Source organism: Bradyrhizobium arachidis (assembly GCF_015291705.1).
Lineage (GTDB): Bacteria > Pseudomonadota > Alphaproteobacteria > Rhizobiales > Xanthobacteraceae > Bradyrhizobium > Bradyrhizobium arachidis.
The window spans coordinates 3,480,670-3,497,294 of sequence record NZ_CP030050.1; the positions used below are offsets into that span (position 1 = coordinate 3,480,670).

At 64.9% G+C, this 16,625-nt stretch carries 11 protein-coding genes; 5 read left to right on the top strand and 6 right to left on the bottom strand.

Going from position 1 to position 16,625, the window contains the following annotated elements:
- Positions 1 to 4: 4 nt before the first annotated feature.
- Positions 5 to 1,624, bottom strand: coding sequence for a GMC family oxidoreductase (locus WN72_RS16045; protein WP_027558714.1), 1,620 nt, complete (start codon positions 1,622 to 1,624; stop codon positions 5 to 7).
- Between the two features lie 224 nt (positions 1,625 to 1,848).
- Between WN72_RS16045 and WN72_RS16050 the strand changes: the two genes are divergently transcribed.
- Positions 1,849 to 3,021 (top strand): M20 aminoacylase family protein, encoded by a 1,173-nt coding sequence (locus WN72_RS16050; RefSeq protein ID WP_027558715.1) that lies wholly within the window; start codon positions 1,849 to 1,851, stop codon positions 3,019 to 3,021.
- A 74-nt stretch (positions 3,022 to 3,095) separates the two neighbouring features.
- Here WN72_RS16050 and WN72_RS16055 read toward each other — a convergent pair whose 3' ends face one another.
- From WN72_RS16055 to WN72_RS16065, 3 genes are all read right to left on the bottom strand, one after another.
- On the bottom strand, positions 3,096 to 4,724 hold the full coding sequence (locus WN72_RS16055; protein ID WP_027558716.1) for an inorganic phosphate transporter: 1,629 nt from the start codon (positions 4,722 to 4,724) through the stop codon (positions 3,096 to 3,098).
- A 97-nt stretch (positions 4,725 to 4,821) separates the two neighbouring features.
- The gene (locus WN72_RS16060; RefSeq protein ID WP_092217178.1) at positions 4,822 to 6,264 is read right to left on the bottom strand and encodes a UdgX family uracil-DNA binding protein; all 1,443 of its coding nucleotides are present in this window, start codon (positions 6,262 to 6,264) and stop codon (positions 4,822 to 4,824) included.
- The gene (locus WN72_RS16065; protein ID WP_092217177.1) at positions 6,264 to 7,499 is read right to left on the bottom strand and encodes a putative DNA modification/repair radical SAM protein; all 1,236 of its coding nucleotides are present in this window, start codon (positions 7,497 to 7,499) and stop codon (positions 6,264 to 6,266) included. Before WN72_RS16065 ends, WN72_RS16060 begins: the two co-directional genes overlap by 1 nt.
- A gap of 162 nt (positions 7,500 to 7,661) precedes the next feature.
- Here WN72_RS16065 and WN72_RS16070 point away from each other — a divergent pair, with 162 nt between their 5' ends.
- The 3 genes from WN72_RS16070 to WN72_RS16080 are packed head-to-tail and all read left to right on the top strand — an operon-like array spanning position 7,662 to position 13,310.
- Positions 7,662 to 8,456 (top strand): ImuA family protein, encoded by a 795-nt coding sequence (locus WN72_RS16070; protein ID WP_092217176.1) that lies wholly within the window; start codon positions 7,662 to 7,664, stop codon positions 8,454 to 8,456.
- Entirely contained in the window at positions 8,347 to 9,936 is a 1,590-nt protein-coding gene (locus WN72_RS16075) for a Y-family DNA polymerase (protein ID WP_035729998.1), read from the top strand. The genes WN72_RS16070 and WN72_RS16075 overlap by 110 nt, the downstream gene beginning before the upstream one ends.
- The gene (locus WN72_RS16080; protein ID WP_092217175.1) at positions 9,933 to 13,310 is read left to right on the top strand and encodes an error-prone DNA polymerase; all 3,378 of its coding nucleotides are present in this window, start codon (positions 9,933 to 9,935) and stop codon (positions 13,308 to 13,310) included. Before WN72_RS16075 ends, WN72_RS16080 begins: the two co-directional genes overlap by 4 nt.
- A gap of 442 nt (positions 13,311 to 13,752) precedes the next feature.
- Here the strand turns inward: WN72_RS16080 and WN72_RS16085 are convergent, their stop codons facing one another.
- Positions 13,753 to 14,523, bottom strand: a complete 771-nt coding sequence (locus WN72_RS16085; protein WP_092217174.1) for an SDR family NAD(P)-dependent oxidoreductase — start codon at positions 14,521 to 14,523, stop codon at positions 13,753 to 13,755.
- Positions 14,524 to 14,723: 200 nt separating this feature from the next.
- On the bottom strand, positions 14,724 to 15,011 hold the full coding sequence (locus tag WN72_RS16090) for a hypothetical protein (protein WP_027558723.1): 288 nt from the start codon (positions 15,009 to 15,011) through the stop codon (positions 14,724 to 14,726).
- 114 nt (positions 15,012 to 15,125) lie between these two features.
- Here WN72_RS16090 and WN72_RS16095 point away from each other — a divergent pair, with 114 nt between their 5' ends.
- Positions 15,126 to 16,526 (top strand): CoA transferase, encoded by a 1,401-nt coding sequence (locus WN72_RS16095; RefSeq protein ID WP_092217173.1) that lies wholly within the window; start codon positions 15,126 to 15,128, stop codon positions 16,524 to 16,526.
- Positions 16,527 to 16,625 lie beyond the last annotated feature (99 nt).

The window sequence follows — 16,625 nt, forward strand, 5'->3', positions numbered from 1 at the left end:
GATGCTACTTCGCATCCTCCAAGATCATCGTCGCACCCTTCTCGGCGATCATCGCCGTCGGCGTGTTGGTGTTCCCTGACGTGATGGTCGGCATGATCGAGGCATCGACGATGCGAAGGCCACTGAGGCCGTAGAAGCGCAGGCGCTCGTCGACCACGGCCATCGGATCGTTCGCTGCGCCCATCTTGGCGGTGCCGACAGGATGGAAGATGGTGGTGCCGATGTCGCCGGCGGCCTTCGCCAGCGAGGCATCGTCGTCGCCGACGGAGGGACCGGGCAGATATTCGCTCGGGCGATATTTTGCCAGCGCCTTCTGCTGCATCAGGCGACGGGTGGTGCGGATGGCGTCCGCGCCGACCTGGCGGTCGTCGTCGGTCGACAGATAGTTCGGCGCGATGATCGGCTTTTCGTCCGGTGTCGACGAACGCAGCCGCACGGTGCCGCGCGAGGTCGGCTGGAGATTGCAGGCGCTGACGGTGATCGCGGGGAAGCGGTGCAGGGGATCGCCGAATTTGTCGAGCGACAGCGGCTGCACATGGAACTGGATGTTGGCGCGCGAACGCGTCGCATCAGAGCGCGTGAAGATGCCGAGCTGCGAGGGCGCCATGGTCAGGGGACCGCGGCGGCGGAAGGCGTAGTCGAGCCCCATCAAACCACGGCGGAAGAGATTGTAGTAGGTCTCGTTCAGCGTGCGCACGCCCTCGACCTTGTAGATCGCGCGCTGCTGGAGATGGTCCTGCAAGTTTCGGCCGATGCCAGGCTTGTCCATGACGATGTCGATGCCGAGCGGCGACAGCCAGTCGGCGGGGCCGATGCCGGAGCGATGCAGCACCTGCACCGAGCCGATCGCGCCTGCCGAGAGGACGACCTCGCGTTTCGCGCGTGCCTCGAGGATCTCGCCGTTCTGGATGAAGCGCACGCCGACGGCGCGGCCCTGCTCGATGATGAGGCGATCGACCAGCACATGCTTCTCGAGCCGCAGATTGGGGCGGTTCAGCGCGGGCTTGAGGAAGCCGCGCGCCGACGACCAGCGGCGGCCGCGCTTCTGGTTGACATGGAAGTAACTGGTGCCTTCGTTGTCGCCGGTGTTGAAATCCGGGATGCGCTTGATGCCCATCTCCTCGGCGGCATCACCAACGGCATCGAGAACGTCCCAGGACAGCCGTGGCGCCTCGATGCGCCAGCCGCCGCCGGCGCCGTGATGCTCGCTCGCGCCGAGGAAGTGATCCTCGATCCGTTTGAACAGCGGCAGCACGTCGTCATAGCCCCAGCCAGTCAGTCCGAGCTGGCGCCAATGGTCGTAGTCGGCGGCCTGTCCGCGCATCGAGATCATGGCGTTGATCGCCGAGCAGCCGCCGATCACCTTGCCGCGGGGATAGGCGAGCGAACGGCCGTTCAGGCCGGGCTCGGCCTCGGTCTTGAACATCCAGTCCGAGCGCGGATTGCCGATCGCGAAGAGATAGCCGACCGGAATGTGGAACCAGATCCAGTTGTCGTCGCCGCCGGCTTCGAGAATGAGAACACGGTTCTTGGGCTCGGCCGACAGCCGGTTGGCGAGGATGCAGCCGGCGGTGCCGGCCCCGACGACGATATAGTCAAACTCACCTTCGAGCCGTCTTGGCATTCTGCTTCCACCCAAACAGACGTCATGCCCGGGCTTGTCCCCGGCATCCACGCGCTTCCCGTCCTAATAGTCAGACGTGAATGGCCAAGACAAGCTGGAGACAAGCTGGCCACAAGCCCGGCCATGACGAGGAGACAGAGCTCCCCCGGACCCCAGGCAGTTGGGTGGACTCGCGCTTGCATGGTAGACAGTGCTGTATTTTCAACCAAGCTTTGAGACCTTCCATGCCCATCGTGAACCGTGTCGCCGACCTCCAACCCGATATTCAGGCCTGGCGCCGGGACATTCATGAGCATCCCGAGCTGCTCTACGATGTCCACCGCACCGCAGCATTCGTGGCGGACCGCCTGCGCGAGTTCGGCTGCGACGAGGTCGTGACCGGCATCGGCCAGACCGGGGTGGTCGGCGTGATCAAGGGCAGCAAGCCGGCCGGCGAGGGGCTCAAGGTGATCGGCATGCGTGCCGACATGGATGCGCTCCCTGTCGAGGAAGAGACCAACCTGCCTTACGCCTCCAAGACCCCCGGCAAGATGCATGCCTGCGGCCATGACGGCCATACCGCGATGCTGCTCGGCGCCGCGCGTTATCTCGCCGAGACCCGGAACTTCGCCGGCGATGCCGTGGTGATCTTCCAGCCGGCCGAGGAGGGCGGCGCCGGTGGCGCGGCCATGGTCAAGGACGGGCTGATGGAGCGCTTCGGCATCGAGCAGGTCTACGGCATGCACAACGGCCCCGGCATACCGATCGGCTCGTTCGCGATCCGGCCCGGTCCGATCATGGCAGCGACCGACGAGGTCGACATCATGATCGAGGGTTTCGGCGGCCATGCCGCGCGCCCGCACAAATGCGTGGATTCCGTGCTGGTGGGTGCGCAGGTGATCACGGCGCTGCAATCGATCGTTGCGCGCAGCGTCGATCCCTTGGAATCGGCGGTGATCTCGATCTGCGAGTTTCACGCCGGCAATGCCCGCAACGTCATTCCGCAGACGGCGACGCTGCGCGGCACGATCCGCACGCTGACGCCGGAGGTGCGCAGGCTGGTCGAGAAGCGCGTGCATGAGGTGGTGGCGGGCGTGGCGCAGATCACGGGCGCCAAGATCGATCTGCGCTACAAGCGCAACTATCCCGTCGTGAACAACCACGCCGCGGAGACCGAGGTGGCGACGCGCATTGCGAAGCACGTTGCGGGCGAAGCCAACGTGCTCGAGATGCCGCCGCTGATGGGCGGCGAGGATTTCGCCTATATGCTGGAAGCGCGCCCCGGCGCCTTCATCTTCTGCGGCAACGGCGACAGCGCCGGCCTGCATCACCCCGCCTACAATTTCAACGACGAGGCGATCGTCTACGGCACGTCCTACTGGGTCAAGCTGGTCGAGGAACAGCTCGCGGCGTCGTAAGGCCGAAGCTCGACGCACAAAATGAAAGGGCCCGTGCTTGCACGGGCCCTTTGTCGTTGCGGGATCTGATCGGCTTAGAAGATGCGCGAGAAGATCACGTAGAGCGTGCCCGACAGCAGGATGGCGACGGGCAGGGTCAGGACCCAGGCCATCACCATGTTGCGGATGGTGGCGATCTGGAGACCCGAGCCGTTCGCGGCCATCGCGCCTGCTACGCCTGACGACAGCACGTGCGTGGTCGACACAGGCAGGCCGAAGGTGTCGGCGGCACCGATCGTGGCGGCGGCGACGAGCTCGGCGGAGGCGCCCTGCGCGTAGGTCAGGTGGGTCTTGCCGATCTTCTCGCCGACGGTCACGACGATACGCTTCCAGCCGACCATGGTGCCAAGGCCGAGCGCGATCGCCACCGCAACCTTCACCCAGGTCGGGATGAACTTGGTCGCGCTGTCGAGCCCGCCCTTGTAAGCGTTCAAGGTCGCGACCTCTTCCTTGTTGAGGTCGTTTTCCTTGTCCTTCATCAGGAAGCGGATCGCTTCCGAGGTCAGGTACATGTCGTTACGGGTGTTGCCGACCACTTCCGCCGGCACCTTGTTCAGGGAGCCGTACTTCGCGACCTGGTCGCCGACATCCTTCACCAGCACCGACAGCGAAGGATAGGTGCCTTCGGTGATGTGATGCGAGGTGATGTACTGCGTCACCGCGGGGCGCGGGTCGCCGATGATGTTGTGGCCGGCGCCCTTGGCCGCGATCACCTTGGAGGCGGCGTCCGAAACCTTCTGGAACTGGGCGACCTGCGTCTCCGGCAATGCGCGGTTGAGCGCGTAGGCCGTCGGCACGGTGCCGATCAGGATCAGCATGATCAGGCCCATGCCCTTCTGACCGTCGTTCGAGCCGTGGGCGAAGCTGACGCCAGTGCAGGTCAGGATCAGGAGGCCGCGGATCCAGATCGGCGGGGCCTTGTGGCCTTCGGGAGCTGCGTAGAGCGCCGGGTTCTTGACGATCATCTTGAGCAGCAGCAACAGGACGGCGGCGCAGACAAAGCCGACCAGCGGCGAGAGCAGGAGCGCATAGCCGATTTCGGTGGCCTTGCCCCAGTCCACGCCCGAGGTGCCGTCGCGGCCGCGCATGATCGCGTTGGCGACGCCGACGCCGATGATCGAGCCGATCAGCGTGTGCGAGGAGGAGGCCGGCAGGCCGAAGGCCCAGGTGCCGAGGTTCCAGAGGATCGCGGCGATCAGCAGCGCGAACACCATCGCGAAGCCGGCGCTGGAGCCGACCTGCAGGATCAGCTCCACCGGCAGCAGCGAGACGATGCCGAACGCGACGGCACCGGTCGACGTCAGCACGCCGAGGAAGTTGAACAGGCCGGACCACATCACCGCGAATTCGGCCGGCAGCGAGTGGGTGTAGATCACGGTCGCCACCGCGTTGGCAGTGTCATGGAAGCCGTTGACGAATTCGAAGCCGAGCGCGATCAGCAGCGCGACGAACAGCAGGATGTAGGGAACGTAGCTCGTGACCTTGGTGCCGGTCGCATCGACGTCGGAATAGATGCTGTAGGCGACGAACAGCAGGCCTGCGGCGAGGATGCCGAAGAACAGGATCATCGTCAGCGGATTGAAACCCTTGTCGAGATTGGGCCGGGAAGCAGGCTGGACAGGCGCCGGATCGCCTACCGCACGGTCGAATGCAACATCTGTCATTTTTGGACGCCCCTTAACTAATTTGAAGGGCTATTGTCCGCGATGGATTTGAAGGCTGGATGACAAGTGCGTCCAAAAGTCGCTTTCCCACCTGTATTTAGGCGGCGCGCGGGGCCTTCTTCTGCAGGCCGGCGGCGATCTTCAGGTCTTCGACAAAGCGCTGATACTCCAGCACTTTGGCTTCCGGATCGGGCAGCCGCAGCAGATAGGACGGGTGCACCGTCACCAGCGCCTTGCGCCCGTCGGGCAGGTCTATGAGCCGGCCGCGGGTCTTTCCGATCGGCGTGATCTTGCCGAACACGCTCTGCGCGGCGGTGGCGCCCATCGCGACGATGAGGTCGGGCTGGATTGCCGAAACTTCCCGCTCGTACCATTGCCGGCAGGCCCGGATCTCAGGTGTGTTCGGCTTCTGATGCAGGCGGATCTTGCCGCGCGGCACGAATTTGAAGTGCTTGACCGCGTTGGTGACGTAGACCTTCTTGCGATCTACGCCGGCTTCTTCCAGCGCACGATCGAGCATCTGCCCGGCCGGTCCGACGAAAGGATGGCCGGCGAGGTCTTCCTTGTCGCCGGGTTGCTCGCCGACCAGCATGATGTTGGCGGACTTCGGACCTTCGCCGAACACGGTCTGCGTCGCGTCCTTGTAGAGGGGGCAGGCGCGGCAATGCGCGGCCTCCTCGCGGAGGGCTTCGAGATCGTCGGCAGCAGGTTTGCGTTTCATCGGAGCCTCCGGCCGCTTCTGAGGCTTGTGCGGATCGGTTGCGGCATTGGCAATCATGGCGCCGGTCATGCGCTCGGCGTCCTCGATCAGGGGCTTAATGATCGAAGCCTCGGGCAGGTTCCTCCAGTATTTCTTCGGCATCTCCGTCTGCATCGCCTTCACCTTGAGCCGCGCCGGATTGAAGATGCTGGCGTAGTAGCGCCGCCAGGTTTCCTCCAGCCGGTCTTCGCCCGGCGCCTCGCTCTTGCTCACGCCCGGCGTGAACGAGAGCGTATGGCCGTCCCAATGCGCGCAGAGGTCCGGCGTCAGGATCGACCAGGGCATGTCGGCAAAGCGTTTTGCAAAGAACGGCGCGGCAAGCTCGACGATGTGATGCTCCGGCTCGAACCAGGCGACGTAATGCGCGGCTCGCTCGCGGCCGATCTCGCGGAAGCGCACGAAGGCGTGCATCTTGTGCTCGTCGCGATGGACCGTTCTTGCCATCGCCGTGATGAGCGCGACATCCGGATCGATCGCGACCTCGATGAGATCGTGGTTGTCCTTCAAGCGCCAGAGCAGGCGATAGAGGATCGCAAATCGCTCACCATCGCGGTGGAGGATTGCTGCTTTCGCGAGCTCGACGAATTTTGCCGGCACGTTGAAGGTGCCGTCGTTCACCTCGAGGATCGGAGACGGCGCGGATGGCGCGAACAAATCGGCTTCGCCGCCCTGCACGGCCCAGGTGACATCGGTCGGCTCTACATGATGAAGCACGAGCGAGCGCGCGGCGTTGCGCCAGCCGTCGCAATCGGTTTCGGTGTCGAGGATGATGTACTGCATCAGAAGCCAAATCCCAGTTGCGTTGCCTTCGGCTTGAACCGTTCGATGAGTCCGGCCGCTTCGAGGCGATGCGGTGAGGGGCGGTGATCGCTGAGGACGATGAACGGCAGCGCCTTGTTGCGGGGCACGTGCAGGCGCGCGAGATCGGAGAGGCGGATCGTGGTGGTGCGACGCGCCGCGATGATGCGTTCGACCGCCTTGGTGCCGAAGCCCGGCACGCGCAGCAACTCCTCGCGACTAGCGCGGTTGACGTCGAGCGGGAAGCGGTCGCGATGGCGCAGTGCCCAAGCGAGTTTTGGATCGATGTCGAGCGGCAGCATCGCGCTATCGTCGACGATCTCCGCAACGTCGAAGCCGTAAAACCGCATCAGCCAGTCGGCCTGGTAGAGCCTGTGCTCGCGCAGCAGCGGCGGCTGTACCAGAGGCAGAGCGCGGCTGGCGTCCGGGATCGGGCTGAAGGCGGAGTAGTAGACGCGCCGCAACCGGTAGGCGCCGTAGAGATTGGCGCTGGTGTGGAGAATGGTGTGGTCGTTCGCGCTGTCGGCGCCGACGATCATCTGCGTGCTTTGTCCGGCGGGCGCGAAGCGCTGCGGTTTTGTTTTGGTCTTTGTGTTGCGGTCTTCCTCGGCCTCGTCGAGCTTCAGCCGCAGCCGGCCCATGGTGCGGCGGATCGCGCGGACATCCTTCTCCGGCGCGAATTGCTGCAGGCTCGTCTCCTGCGGCATCTCGATGTTGATGGAGAGACGGTCGGCATATTTGCCGGCCTCCGCGATCAGCGCGTCGTCGGCCTCGGGAATCGTCTTGAGATGGATGTAGCCGCGGAAGTGATGCTCCTCGCGCAGTTTTCGCGCGACGCTCACCACTTGCTCCATCGTGTAATCAGGGCTGCGGATGATGCCGGAGGAGAGGAACAGGCCCTCGATGTAATTGCGCCGGTAGAAGTCGAGCGTCAGCTTGACCACCTCGTCGATGGTGAAGCGGGCGCGCGGCACGTTCGAGGAGGCGCGGTTGACGCAATAGAGGCAATTGTAATTGCAGGCGTTGGTCAGCAGCACCTTGAGCAGCGAGATGCAACGTCCATCCGGCGCGTAGGAATGGCAGATGCCCATGCCTGGGGCGGTCGAGCCCATGCCCTTGCCGTCGCTGGAATCCCGCTTCTCGGTCCCGCTGGAGGCGCAGGAGGCGTCGTACTTGGCGGCATCCGCGAGAATTTCCAGTTTGCGTTGTACGTCCATGCTTGAATCTCTTTGATTCCACTCATGAATCTTTGGCGCGCCAATTCGATTGACTCTTCGGCTGCCGTTAGCTTTATATTAGAACATATCATGAACAAATGAGCCAGCCGCTGGTTCTCTTTTTGAGAGCCACCGGCAATCACCTCTGAAGGAGCGGCGAGCATGAGCAGCGCACGCATCAGCGCGCTTGCGACCTTGCGCGACCAGATCGAGCGCATCGAGACGGCGGAGGTCGTGCACCAGTATGACCGCGTCGCGCTCGGCCATGGCGAGGCCGACGCCGTGCTGAAGGGCGGGCTCGCGCGCGCGGCGATCCACGAGGTGTTTTGCGCTGGGTCTCAGGGAACAGTTGCGACGGGTTTTGTCATGGGCCTCGCAGGGCGCGTCTCGGCGCAGCGGCCGCTGCTGTGGGTGCGGCAGGATTTTTCGGAACTTGAGACCGGCGCGCTGTCGATGAGCGGGCTCGCCGAGCTCGGGCTCGATCCGCGCCGCGTGGTGATGGTGCGCGCCGCCGATGTCGAGAGCGCGCTGCGCACTTCGGCCGACGCGCTCGCCTGCGATGCGCTCGGCGCCGTCGTGCTCGAGCTCTGGGGCGATGTCAGGCAGTTCGATCTCGTCGCGAGCCGCAAGCTGACGCTGGCTGCGCAAGGCTCAGGCGTCACCGGGCTGATGCTGCGGATGGCGGCGCAGCCGCTGCCCTCGACCGCCGAGACGCGATGGATGCTGCGCGCGGCGCATTCGCCGCCGGGCCCAATATGGAGTGCCTGGGGCGCGCCGCGCTTCGATGCCGAACTCTTGCGCAATCGTCATGGCCCGTGTGGCCGGTGGATCATGGAATGGAATTGTGATGAGTGCCAGTTCAGTGAACCGTCGACGCATTCTCAGCCTGTGGCTGCCGCGCCTGCCCATCGACCGGATCCAGCGGTTTTTGCAGGTGAGCGGCGGCGCGCCGGGTGACCCGAGCATCGTCGTCATCAAGGAGAACAATGCGCTGGTGATCCATGCGCTCGACGAGGCTGCCGAGCGCCTCGGCCTGTACATCGGTCAGCCGCTCGCCAATGCGCGGGCGATGTGTCCGGACTTGAAGGTGTTCGACGCCGATGTCGTGGCCGATGCCAAGACGCTCAGCGACATCGCCGACTGGTGCGACCGCTTCACGCCGCTGGTGGCGCTCGATGCGCCGCATGGGCTGTTTCTGGACATCACCGGCTGCGCGCATCTGTTCGGCGGCGAGGCCGCGCTGTTGCAGACGCTGGTCCGTGCGCTTGCCCGGCAAGGTTTTGCCGTCAGTGCGGCGATCGCCGGCACCTCAGTCTGCGCGCGCACGCTGACGCGGCAAACGTCCGGCATCATCGTCGCCGACGGCGGGGAGGCGGTAGCGATCGACCGGTTTCCGGTGTCCGCGCTCGGCGCGGGCGAAGCCATCACCACCGGCCTGCGCCGTGCCGGCCTGAAGACCATCGGCGATGTCGCCTCGCGTTCGCCGAGCGAGATCACGGCGCGGTTCGGTGCCCGGTTCTCCACGCTGCTCGCGCATGCGCTGGGGCAGGGTGATGCGCCGATCAATCCGCGCAAGCCGCTGCCCGACTACATCGTCGAGAAGCGCTTTGCCGAGCCGATCGCAACCGACACCATGATCGCGATGACGCTGTCGCGGCTGGCCGATACGTTGATCGCCTCCATGGAGAAACAGGGCAAGGGCGCGCGGCGCCTCGAAGCCGCGTTCTTCCGCACCGACGGCGTGGTGCGCGCGATCATGGTCGAGACCGGGCGGCCGGTGACGCGAAGCGCGGTTGTCGACCGCCTGTTCCGCGAGCGCCTCGATGCGCTCGCCGATCCCCTCGATCCCGGCTTCGGCTTCGACATGGTGCGCCTGTCGGCAAGCCGTACCGAGATCGTGGTGCAGGAGCAACGTGATCTCGACGCCCATGTTCACGACAATGACGAGCTTGCCGCGCTGATCGACCGCATCGCCGCGCGGATCGGGGGAAAGCGCGTCGTCGTGCACCTGCCGCAGGACACGCATATTCCCGAATGCGCGGTGCTGGCCGCGCCCGCCCAGCATCATCTCGCGGCCGCCATGCAGGCCGAATGGCCGGCGCGCGCCGAGAGCGAGCCGCCGCTACGCCCCTTGCGTCTGTTCGAGAAGCCCGAGCCGATCAAGGTGCCGTTCGCGACCGTGCCCGACGGCCCGCCGCATCAATTCACCTGGCGCCGCGCGCTGCATGCGGTGGTGCGGGTGGAAGGGCCCGAGCGCATCGCCATGGAATGGTGGCGGCAGGACGGCAAGCAGCTGACGCGGGATTATTTCCGCATCGAGGACGCCGAGGGCCTGCGCTTCTGGATTTTTCGCGACGGTCTTTACGAGGGGGAAGTGTTCGACGGCGACGGCGAGCCCGTTTCTCCCAACTGGTATGTGCACGGGCTCTTCGCATGACGACATCAGCCTATGCCGAGATCGGCATCACCACCAATTTCTCCTTCCTGCGCGGTGGCTCGGATCCGCGCGCCTATGTGCATCAGGCCAGCATCCTCGGCATCCCCGTGATCGGCATTGCCGATCACAACACGCTCGCCGGCGTGGTGCGTGCCTACAAGGAGCTCGACAATGACAAGGTGCTGCACAAGCCGAAACTCTTGATTGGCGCGCGCATCGTCTTCATCGACGGCACGCCTGATATTCTCGTGTACCCGCGCGACCGCGCCGCCTATGGCCGGCTGTGCCAGCTCCTCACCCGGGGCAAGCGCGGCGACGACGACATCACGCGGATCGAGAAGGGCGAATGCCATCTCAGGTTTGCTGACCTGCTGGAATTTTCCGAAGGGCAGCTCCTGGTCCTGACGCTGCCGCATCGCTTCGAGCAAACGCAGGCGCTGGATATTCTTGCAAAGCTGAAGGACAGGGGTGCCGAGGGCGTGTGGCTGGCGGCGAGCCTGGTCTATCGCGGCGACGATCGCCGCCGCCTGGCGCGGCTCGATGATCTCGCTGCAAAAGCAAAGGTGCCGCTGCTCGCGACCAACGAGGTGCTCTATCACCATCCCGCCCGCCGTCCGCTTCAGGACGTGCTGACCTGCATCCGGGAAAAGACCACGATCGAGGCGATCGGGCGCAAGCTGGAAGCCAATGCCGAGCGGTTCTTGAAGACGCCAAAGGAAATGTCGCGGCTGTTCCGCGATTTCCCCGAGGCGATCGCGGAGACCATGCGCTTTGCGGACAGAATCGACTTCACGCTCGACCAGCTCAAATACCAGTATCCGGACGAGCCGGTGCCGCCCGGCAAGACCGCGCAGGGGCATCTGGAGGATCTGACCTGGGCAGGTGTCGACAAATATTTCGGCGGCAAGATCGACGACAAGCTGCGTGCGACGCTCAACAAGGAGCTCGCGCTGATCGCCGAGCTGAAATACGCACACTACTTTCTCACCGTGCACGACATCGTGCACTACGCGCGCAGCCAGGACATCCTCTGCCAGGGCCGCGGGTCGGCGGCGAATTCGGCCGTCTGCTACGTGCTCGGCATCACCTCGGTCGACCCGACCAAGGTCGATCTCTTGTTCGAGCGCTTCATCTCCAAGGAGCGGCTGGAGCCGCCCGACATCGACGTCGACTTCGAGCATTCGCGGCGCGAGGAGGTGATGCAATATGTCTATCGCCGCTACGGCCGCCACCGCGCCGCGATCATCGCCACCGTCATCCACTATCGCCCGCGCAGCGCCATCCGCGACGTCGGCAAGGCGCTGGGCCTGACCGAGGACGTCACCGCCGCACTGGCCGACACCGTCTGGGGCAGCTGGGGCAAGGGCCTCAACGACATGCAGGTCAGACAGGCCGGGCTCGATCCGAAAAATCCCATGATCAACCTCGCGGTCGAGCTTGCGACCGAGCTGATCGAATTCCCGCGCCATCTCTCCCAGCATGTCGGCGGCTATGTGCTGACGCAGGACCGGCTCGATACCTATGTGCCGATCGGCAACGCCGCGATGGACGACCGCACCTTCATCGAATGGGACAAGGACGACGTCGACGCGCTCAGCATGATGAAGGTCGACGTGCTCGCGCTGGGCATGCTGACCTGCATCAGGAAGTGTTTTGATCTGATCGCGGACCACAAGGGGCGGCGTTACGTGCTGGCGAGCGTCCCGCAGGACGATCCCAAGGTCTACGACATGCTGTGTGCCGGCGAGTCGCTCGGCGTCTTCCAGGTCGAGAGCCGCGCCCAGATGAACATGCTGCCGCGCCTGAAGCCGCGGACATTTTATGATCTCGTCATCGAAGTCGCGATCGTGCGTCCGGGGCCAATCCAGGGCGACATGGTCCACCCGTATTTGCGGCGGCGGAATGGTCTGGAAAAGGTGAGCTATCCGTCTCCGTCGCCGGATCACGGCGACAAGGATGAGCTTTACAATGTGCTGCACAAAACGTTGGGCGTGCCGCTGTTCCAGGAACAGGCGATGCGCATCGCGATCGAGGCGGCAAAGTTTACCTCCGAGGAAGCCAACGGCCTGCGCCGCTCGATGGCGACCTTTCGCAATGTCGGCACCATCGGCCAATACGAGGAGAAGCTGATCGGCAACATGGTGGCGCGCGGCTACGATCCCAACTTTGCCAAAAGCTGCTTTGACCAGATCAAGGGCTTTGGCTCCTACGGCTTTCCGGAGAGCCATGCCGCGAGTTTCGCGCAGCTCGTCTATATCTCGTCATGGCTGAAACACTACCACCCCGACGCCTTCTGCTGTGGCCTGTTGAACTCGCAGCCGATGGGCTTTTACGCCCCGGCGCAGATCGTCGGCGATGCCCGCAAGAATGGCGTCGAGGTGCGCGACATCGACGTGTCCTACAGCTTTGCGCAGAACACGCTGGAGAACACGAAGGACAAGTATTGCGCCGTGCGCCTCGGCTTCCGCCAGATCGACGGCTTCCACTGGCTCGATCCCGATGAGGAGTTCCTCAAAGGGGAGCAGGCGAAACGGCAGGGCAAAGTCCATGTCCGTCAGAAAGACTGGGCCGATCTTATCATCGACGCCCGCAACCTCGGCCCCTTCACCTCGCTCGAAGACTTCGCCCGCGACACCGGCCTGCCCAAGCGCGCGCTGATCCTGCTCGCCGATGCCGATGCGTTCCGTTCGCTCGGGCTCGACCGCCGCGAGGCGCTGTGGCAGGTGCGGCGGCTGCCCGACGACGTGCCGCTGCCGCTGTTCGAGGCCGCGACCGCGCGCGAGCAGCCGGACGAGCACGCAAAGCCGCTGCCGCTGATGCCGCGCAGCGAGCAGGTGGTTGCGGATTACCAGACCATCCGCCTATCGCTGAAAGGCCACCCGATGGAATTCCTGCGCGAGATGTTTTCGCGCGAGCGTGTCGTCGCCTGCAAGGAGATCAGCCATGAGAACGAGCGGCGCCGCGTCCGCTGCGCCGGCGTGGTGCTGGTGCGGCAGCGGCCGGGCAGCGCCAGCGGCGTCGTGTTCATGACGCTGGAGGACGAAACCGGCATCGCCAATGTCGTGGTGTGGCCCAAGGTCATGGAGCAGTACCGGAAAGAAGTGATGGGCGCGCGCCTCATCGAGGTCCAGGGCTACATCCAGAGCAGCCCCGAAAAGGTCACGCATCTGATCGCCCAGCGCATGGTCGACCGCTCGCACGATCTGGTCGGCCTCGCCAACGATGCCCTGAGCCGCAAGCATCCGGTGCCCGCCGGCGCCACCGTGGTCGAGCCGCTCAACGAAGACCCCCGTGCGCTTGCAGACATGCCCGCGCAAAAACACCGCCACCCCCGCAACGTCCGCATCCTGCCGCCGTCCCGGGATTTTCATTGAGATATGGCACGACGGCCAATCTATCACCGTCACCCTGAGGTGGCCGCTTCTTCAGCGGCCCTCGAAGGGCGACGGCCCCGCAACATCCTGGCCGTGCATCCTTCGAGGCTCCCCATGGGACGCGGTGCGTCCCATGCCTCGCACCTCAGGATGACGGAACTGGCAGTCGTTGCGAGCCTAGCTGTCGTAGGGTGGGCAAAGGCGCGTAAGCGCCGTGCCCACCATTCCAGGACTTATCGCGAAAGTGGTGGGCACGCTTCGCTTTGCCCACCCTACAAATTCTACGCTAGCAATGACGAGTTTGTTGATCGATCGCGCGCCTCAGTCTCAGTCGTCATGCCCGGGCTTGACCCGGGCATCCACGTCTTTCTGAGTGCGCGGTGACGCGTGGATGGCCGGGTCAAGCCCGGCCATGACGGCGGAGGGAGGTGCGCGCCGCTTCCTAGAAATTCACCCGGTTCGAGATCGCGCCATCGACAACCAGATTCGATCCCGTCGTGAACGCCGACACTGGGCTTGCCAGAAACACCGCCGCGCTCGCGATCTCCTGCGGCGTTGCCATGCGGCCGGTCGGGTTGCGCTTCATCGCGTCGTTGTAGCGATCGGGCATGTTCTGCTCGATCGTGTTCCAGACCCCGCCCTTGAAATAGACCGTGCCGGGCGAGACCACGTTGACGCGGATTTTCTTCTTGGCGTATTGCCGCGCCAGCCCCTTGGCCATGTGGATCAGCGCCGCCTTGATCGGGCCGTAGGAGCTTGCCGCATCCGCCTGCGCGGCCGCGATAGAAGAGATGATGACGAAGGCGGCATCGCCGCTGCGCCCGCCGCCGGCTTCGAGGAACGGCCGCGCCGCGTCGAACGCATGCACGGCGCCGAGCACGTCGAGCCGGAAATTCTGCTCCCAGGACGCGGCGTCCTGGCCTTGCGCCATCGCGCCGGCATTGGAGAACAGCAGGTCGACGCCGCCGAGCTCTTTCGCCGCGCCCTCGATCCAGGCTTTCAGCGCCGCGCCGTCGGTGACGTCGACCGTGCCGCCGGTGGCGCGGATGCCGCTGGCCTTCAGCTCGGTGACGGTCGCCGCAACCTGATCGGCGTTGCGCGCGCACACCGCGACATTGGCGCCTTCAGCGGCCAGCGTGTCCGCAATCGCCCGCCCGATGCCGCGCGTGCCGCCGAGCACGATGGCGTTCTTTCCCTTGATGCCGAGGTCCATTGTTGATTTTCCTTGTTGCTGGTCGTGCGGAGCTTGGTCGCTTGAGCGAGGATATCGAATTCGTTCTCGGTGTCATACCCCGCGCAGGCGGGGTATCCAGTACGCCGTAACGTTCCGGTTCTATCTCCGGCGTCTCTGGAATACTGGATCATCCGCCTTCGCGGATGATGACACCGCGCATGATGTCGTCAGCGCCGCCGTCACTCCGGCGAGGCCCCTACCGGCGGCCCGCCGGGCGGGCGGTGCAGGAAGGTCAGCGATGCATACGCGCCGACCCAGGAGCCGATCGCGGCGAAAGCCACATAGAAGGCGTTTTCGGTGTAGCTGATCACGGCATAGGACGAGAGCAGGTACCAGATCGCGCTCCAGGTCGCCGCCGGCATGCGCTTGCGCGCGACCACGGCCGAGGTGAACATCACATAGACCGCGTCGGTGGCCGCCGTTGCGACGAACACGGCGCCTGCGGTGAGGGGATCGATGGCGGCCATTGCATTCCTTTCTGCGATCATGACATGGTCGCGAAAATTACAGCATGATGCGGAAAAGTGCGCAGCGGTTTTCCGAAAAGATCATGCTCAACCCGGAAAGGGAGAGAAGCGGTCATGCAAAGCTCCGCCGATATTCTTAGGGGTATCTGGACCTCCGCCGGCGGCGATGCGGCCGCGCTCGCACGCGTGCGGCTGACCGGGGAAGAGCCGCAGATCCCGTCCTCGTTTCGCGTCGCTGTCGCCGGACAGACGACGATCGCTGCCGCCGGCCTCGCTGCGGCCGAAATCTGGCGGCTGCGCAGCGGCGAGGCGCAGGACGTCTCCGTCGACATGCGCCACGCCGTCGCCGAATGCCGCTCCGAGCGCTATCTGCGCCTTGACGACAAGCCGCCGCCTCCGGCCTGGGACGCCATCGCCGGCGTCTACAGGACCGGCGACGACCGCTTCGTCCGCTGCCACACCAACTTTCCGCATCACCGCGACGCCGTCTGCAAGGTGCTCGGCTGCGAGGCGGAGCGCGAGAAAGTGCAAGCCGCATTGATGCACTGGAAGGGCGAGGATTTTGAAACCGCCGCTTACGCCGCGGGCGGTGTCGTTGCCTTGATGCGCTCCTACGACGAATGGTCCGCGCTGCCGCAGGCGCGTGCGCTTGCCGAACTGCCGCTGATCTCGATCGAGAAGATCGGCGATGCTCCGCCAAAGCCGTGGCCCAAAGGCGATCTTCCGCTCTCTGGCATTCGCGTGCTCGATCTCTCCCGCGTCATTGCAGGCCCCGTCGCCGGGCGCACGCTCGCCGCGCACGGCGCCGATGTGCTGCTGGTGTCGGGCCCGGAGCTGCCTGCCATTCCCTGGCTCACCATCGACACCGGCCGCGGCAAGCTCACCACCTTCATCGAGCTGAAGAGCGAGGCGGGCAGGGCGCAGATGCGCGCCCTGCTGCAAGACGCCGACATCTTCTCGCAAGGCTATCGCCCGCGCGCGCTCGCTAGCCTCGGCTTTTCGCCGGAGGACGCAGCGCGCATCAATCCCGGCATCGTTTACGTGACGTTGTCCGCCTACGGTCAGGCCGGCCCCTGGGCCGAGCGGCGCGGTTTCGACTCGCTGGTGCAGACCACGACCGGCTTCAACGATGCGGAAGGGAAGGTTGCCGGCATCGACGGCCCCAAGGAATTGCCGGCGCAAATGCTCGATCACGCCACCGGCTATCTGATGGCATTCGGCGCGATGATGGCCAAGGCGCGACAGGCCCGTGAAGGCGGTAGCTGGCACGTGCGTGTGTCGCTGGCCCAGACCGGGCGCTGGCTGTGGAATCTCGGCCGGCTCGATCGCGGCCAGGATACCCCGGATCTTACGGAGGAGGCCGTACATCCTGCGTTCATCGAAGCCGTGCCATCTGGCTTCGGCACGTTGAAGGCGGTGCGCCATTCGGCGCTGCTGTCGAGGACGCCGGCACAATGGAGCCGTCCGGCGATGCCGCTCGGCAGCCATCCGGCACAGTGGCCGGCGCGAAACTGACGGGAAGCTGACGCATCGCAAAATTTTAACGCAAACCGAAAGGTGCCTAGCGTTTTTTAGGTTGTTTGAAATCCCAATTCAGCACTATTAGCGCGACCG

Coding starts and splice junctions, on each gene's coding strand:
- WN72_RS16045 (WP_027558714.1), bottom strand. CDS start 1,624: ATGCCAAGACGGCTCGAAGGTGAGTTTGACTATATCGTCGTCGGGGCC.
- WN72_RS16050 (WP_027558715.1), top strand. CDS start 1,849: ATGCCCATCGTGAACCGTGTCGCCGACCTCCAACCCGATATTCAGGCC.
- WN72_RS16055 (WP_027558716.1), bottom strand. CDS start 4,724: ATGACAGATGTTGCATTCGACCGTGCGGTAGGCGATCCGGCGCCTGTC.
- WN72_RS16060 (WP_092217178.1), bottom strand. CDS start 6,264: ATGCAGTACATCATCCTCGACACCGAAACCGATTGCGACGGCTGGCGC.
- WN72_RS16065 (WP_092217177.1), bottom strand. CDS start 7,499: ATGGACGTACAACGCAAACTGGAAATTCTCGCGGATGCCGCCAAGTAC.
- WN72_RS16070 (WP_092217176.1), top strand. CDS start 7,662: ATGAGCAGCGCACGCATCAGCGCGCTTGCGACCTTGCGCGACCAGATC.
- WN72_RS16075 (WP_035729998.1), top strand. CDS start 8,347: ATGAGTGCCAGTTCAGTGAACCGTCGACGCATTCTCAGCCTGTGGCTG.
- WN72_RS16080 (WP_092217175.1), top strand. CDS start 9,933: ATGACGACATCAGCCTATGCCGAGATCGGCATCACCACCAATTTCTCC.
- WN72_RS16085 (WP_092217174.1), bottom strand. CDS start 14,523: ATGGACCTCGGCATCAAGGGAAAGAACGCCATCGTGCTCGGCGGCACG.
- WN72_RS16090 (WP_027558723.1), bottom strand. CDS start 15,011: ATGGCCGCCATCGATCCCCTCACCGCAGGCGCCGTGTTCGTCGCAACG.
- WN72_RS16095 (WP_092217173.1), top strand. CDS start 15,126: ATGCAAAGCTCCGCCGATATTCTTAGGGGTATCTGGACCTCCGCCGGC.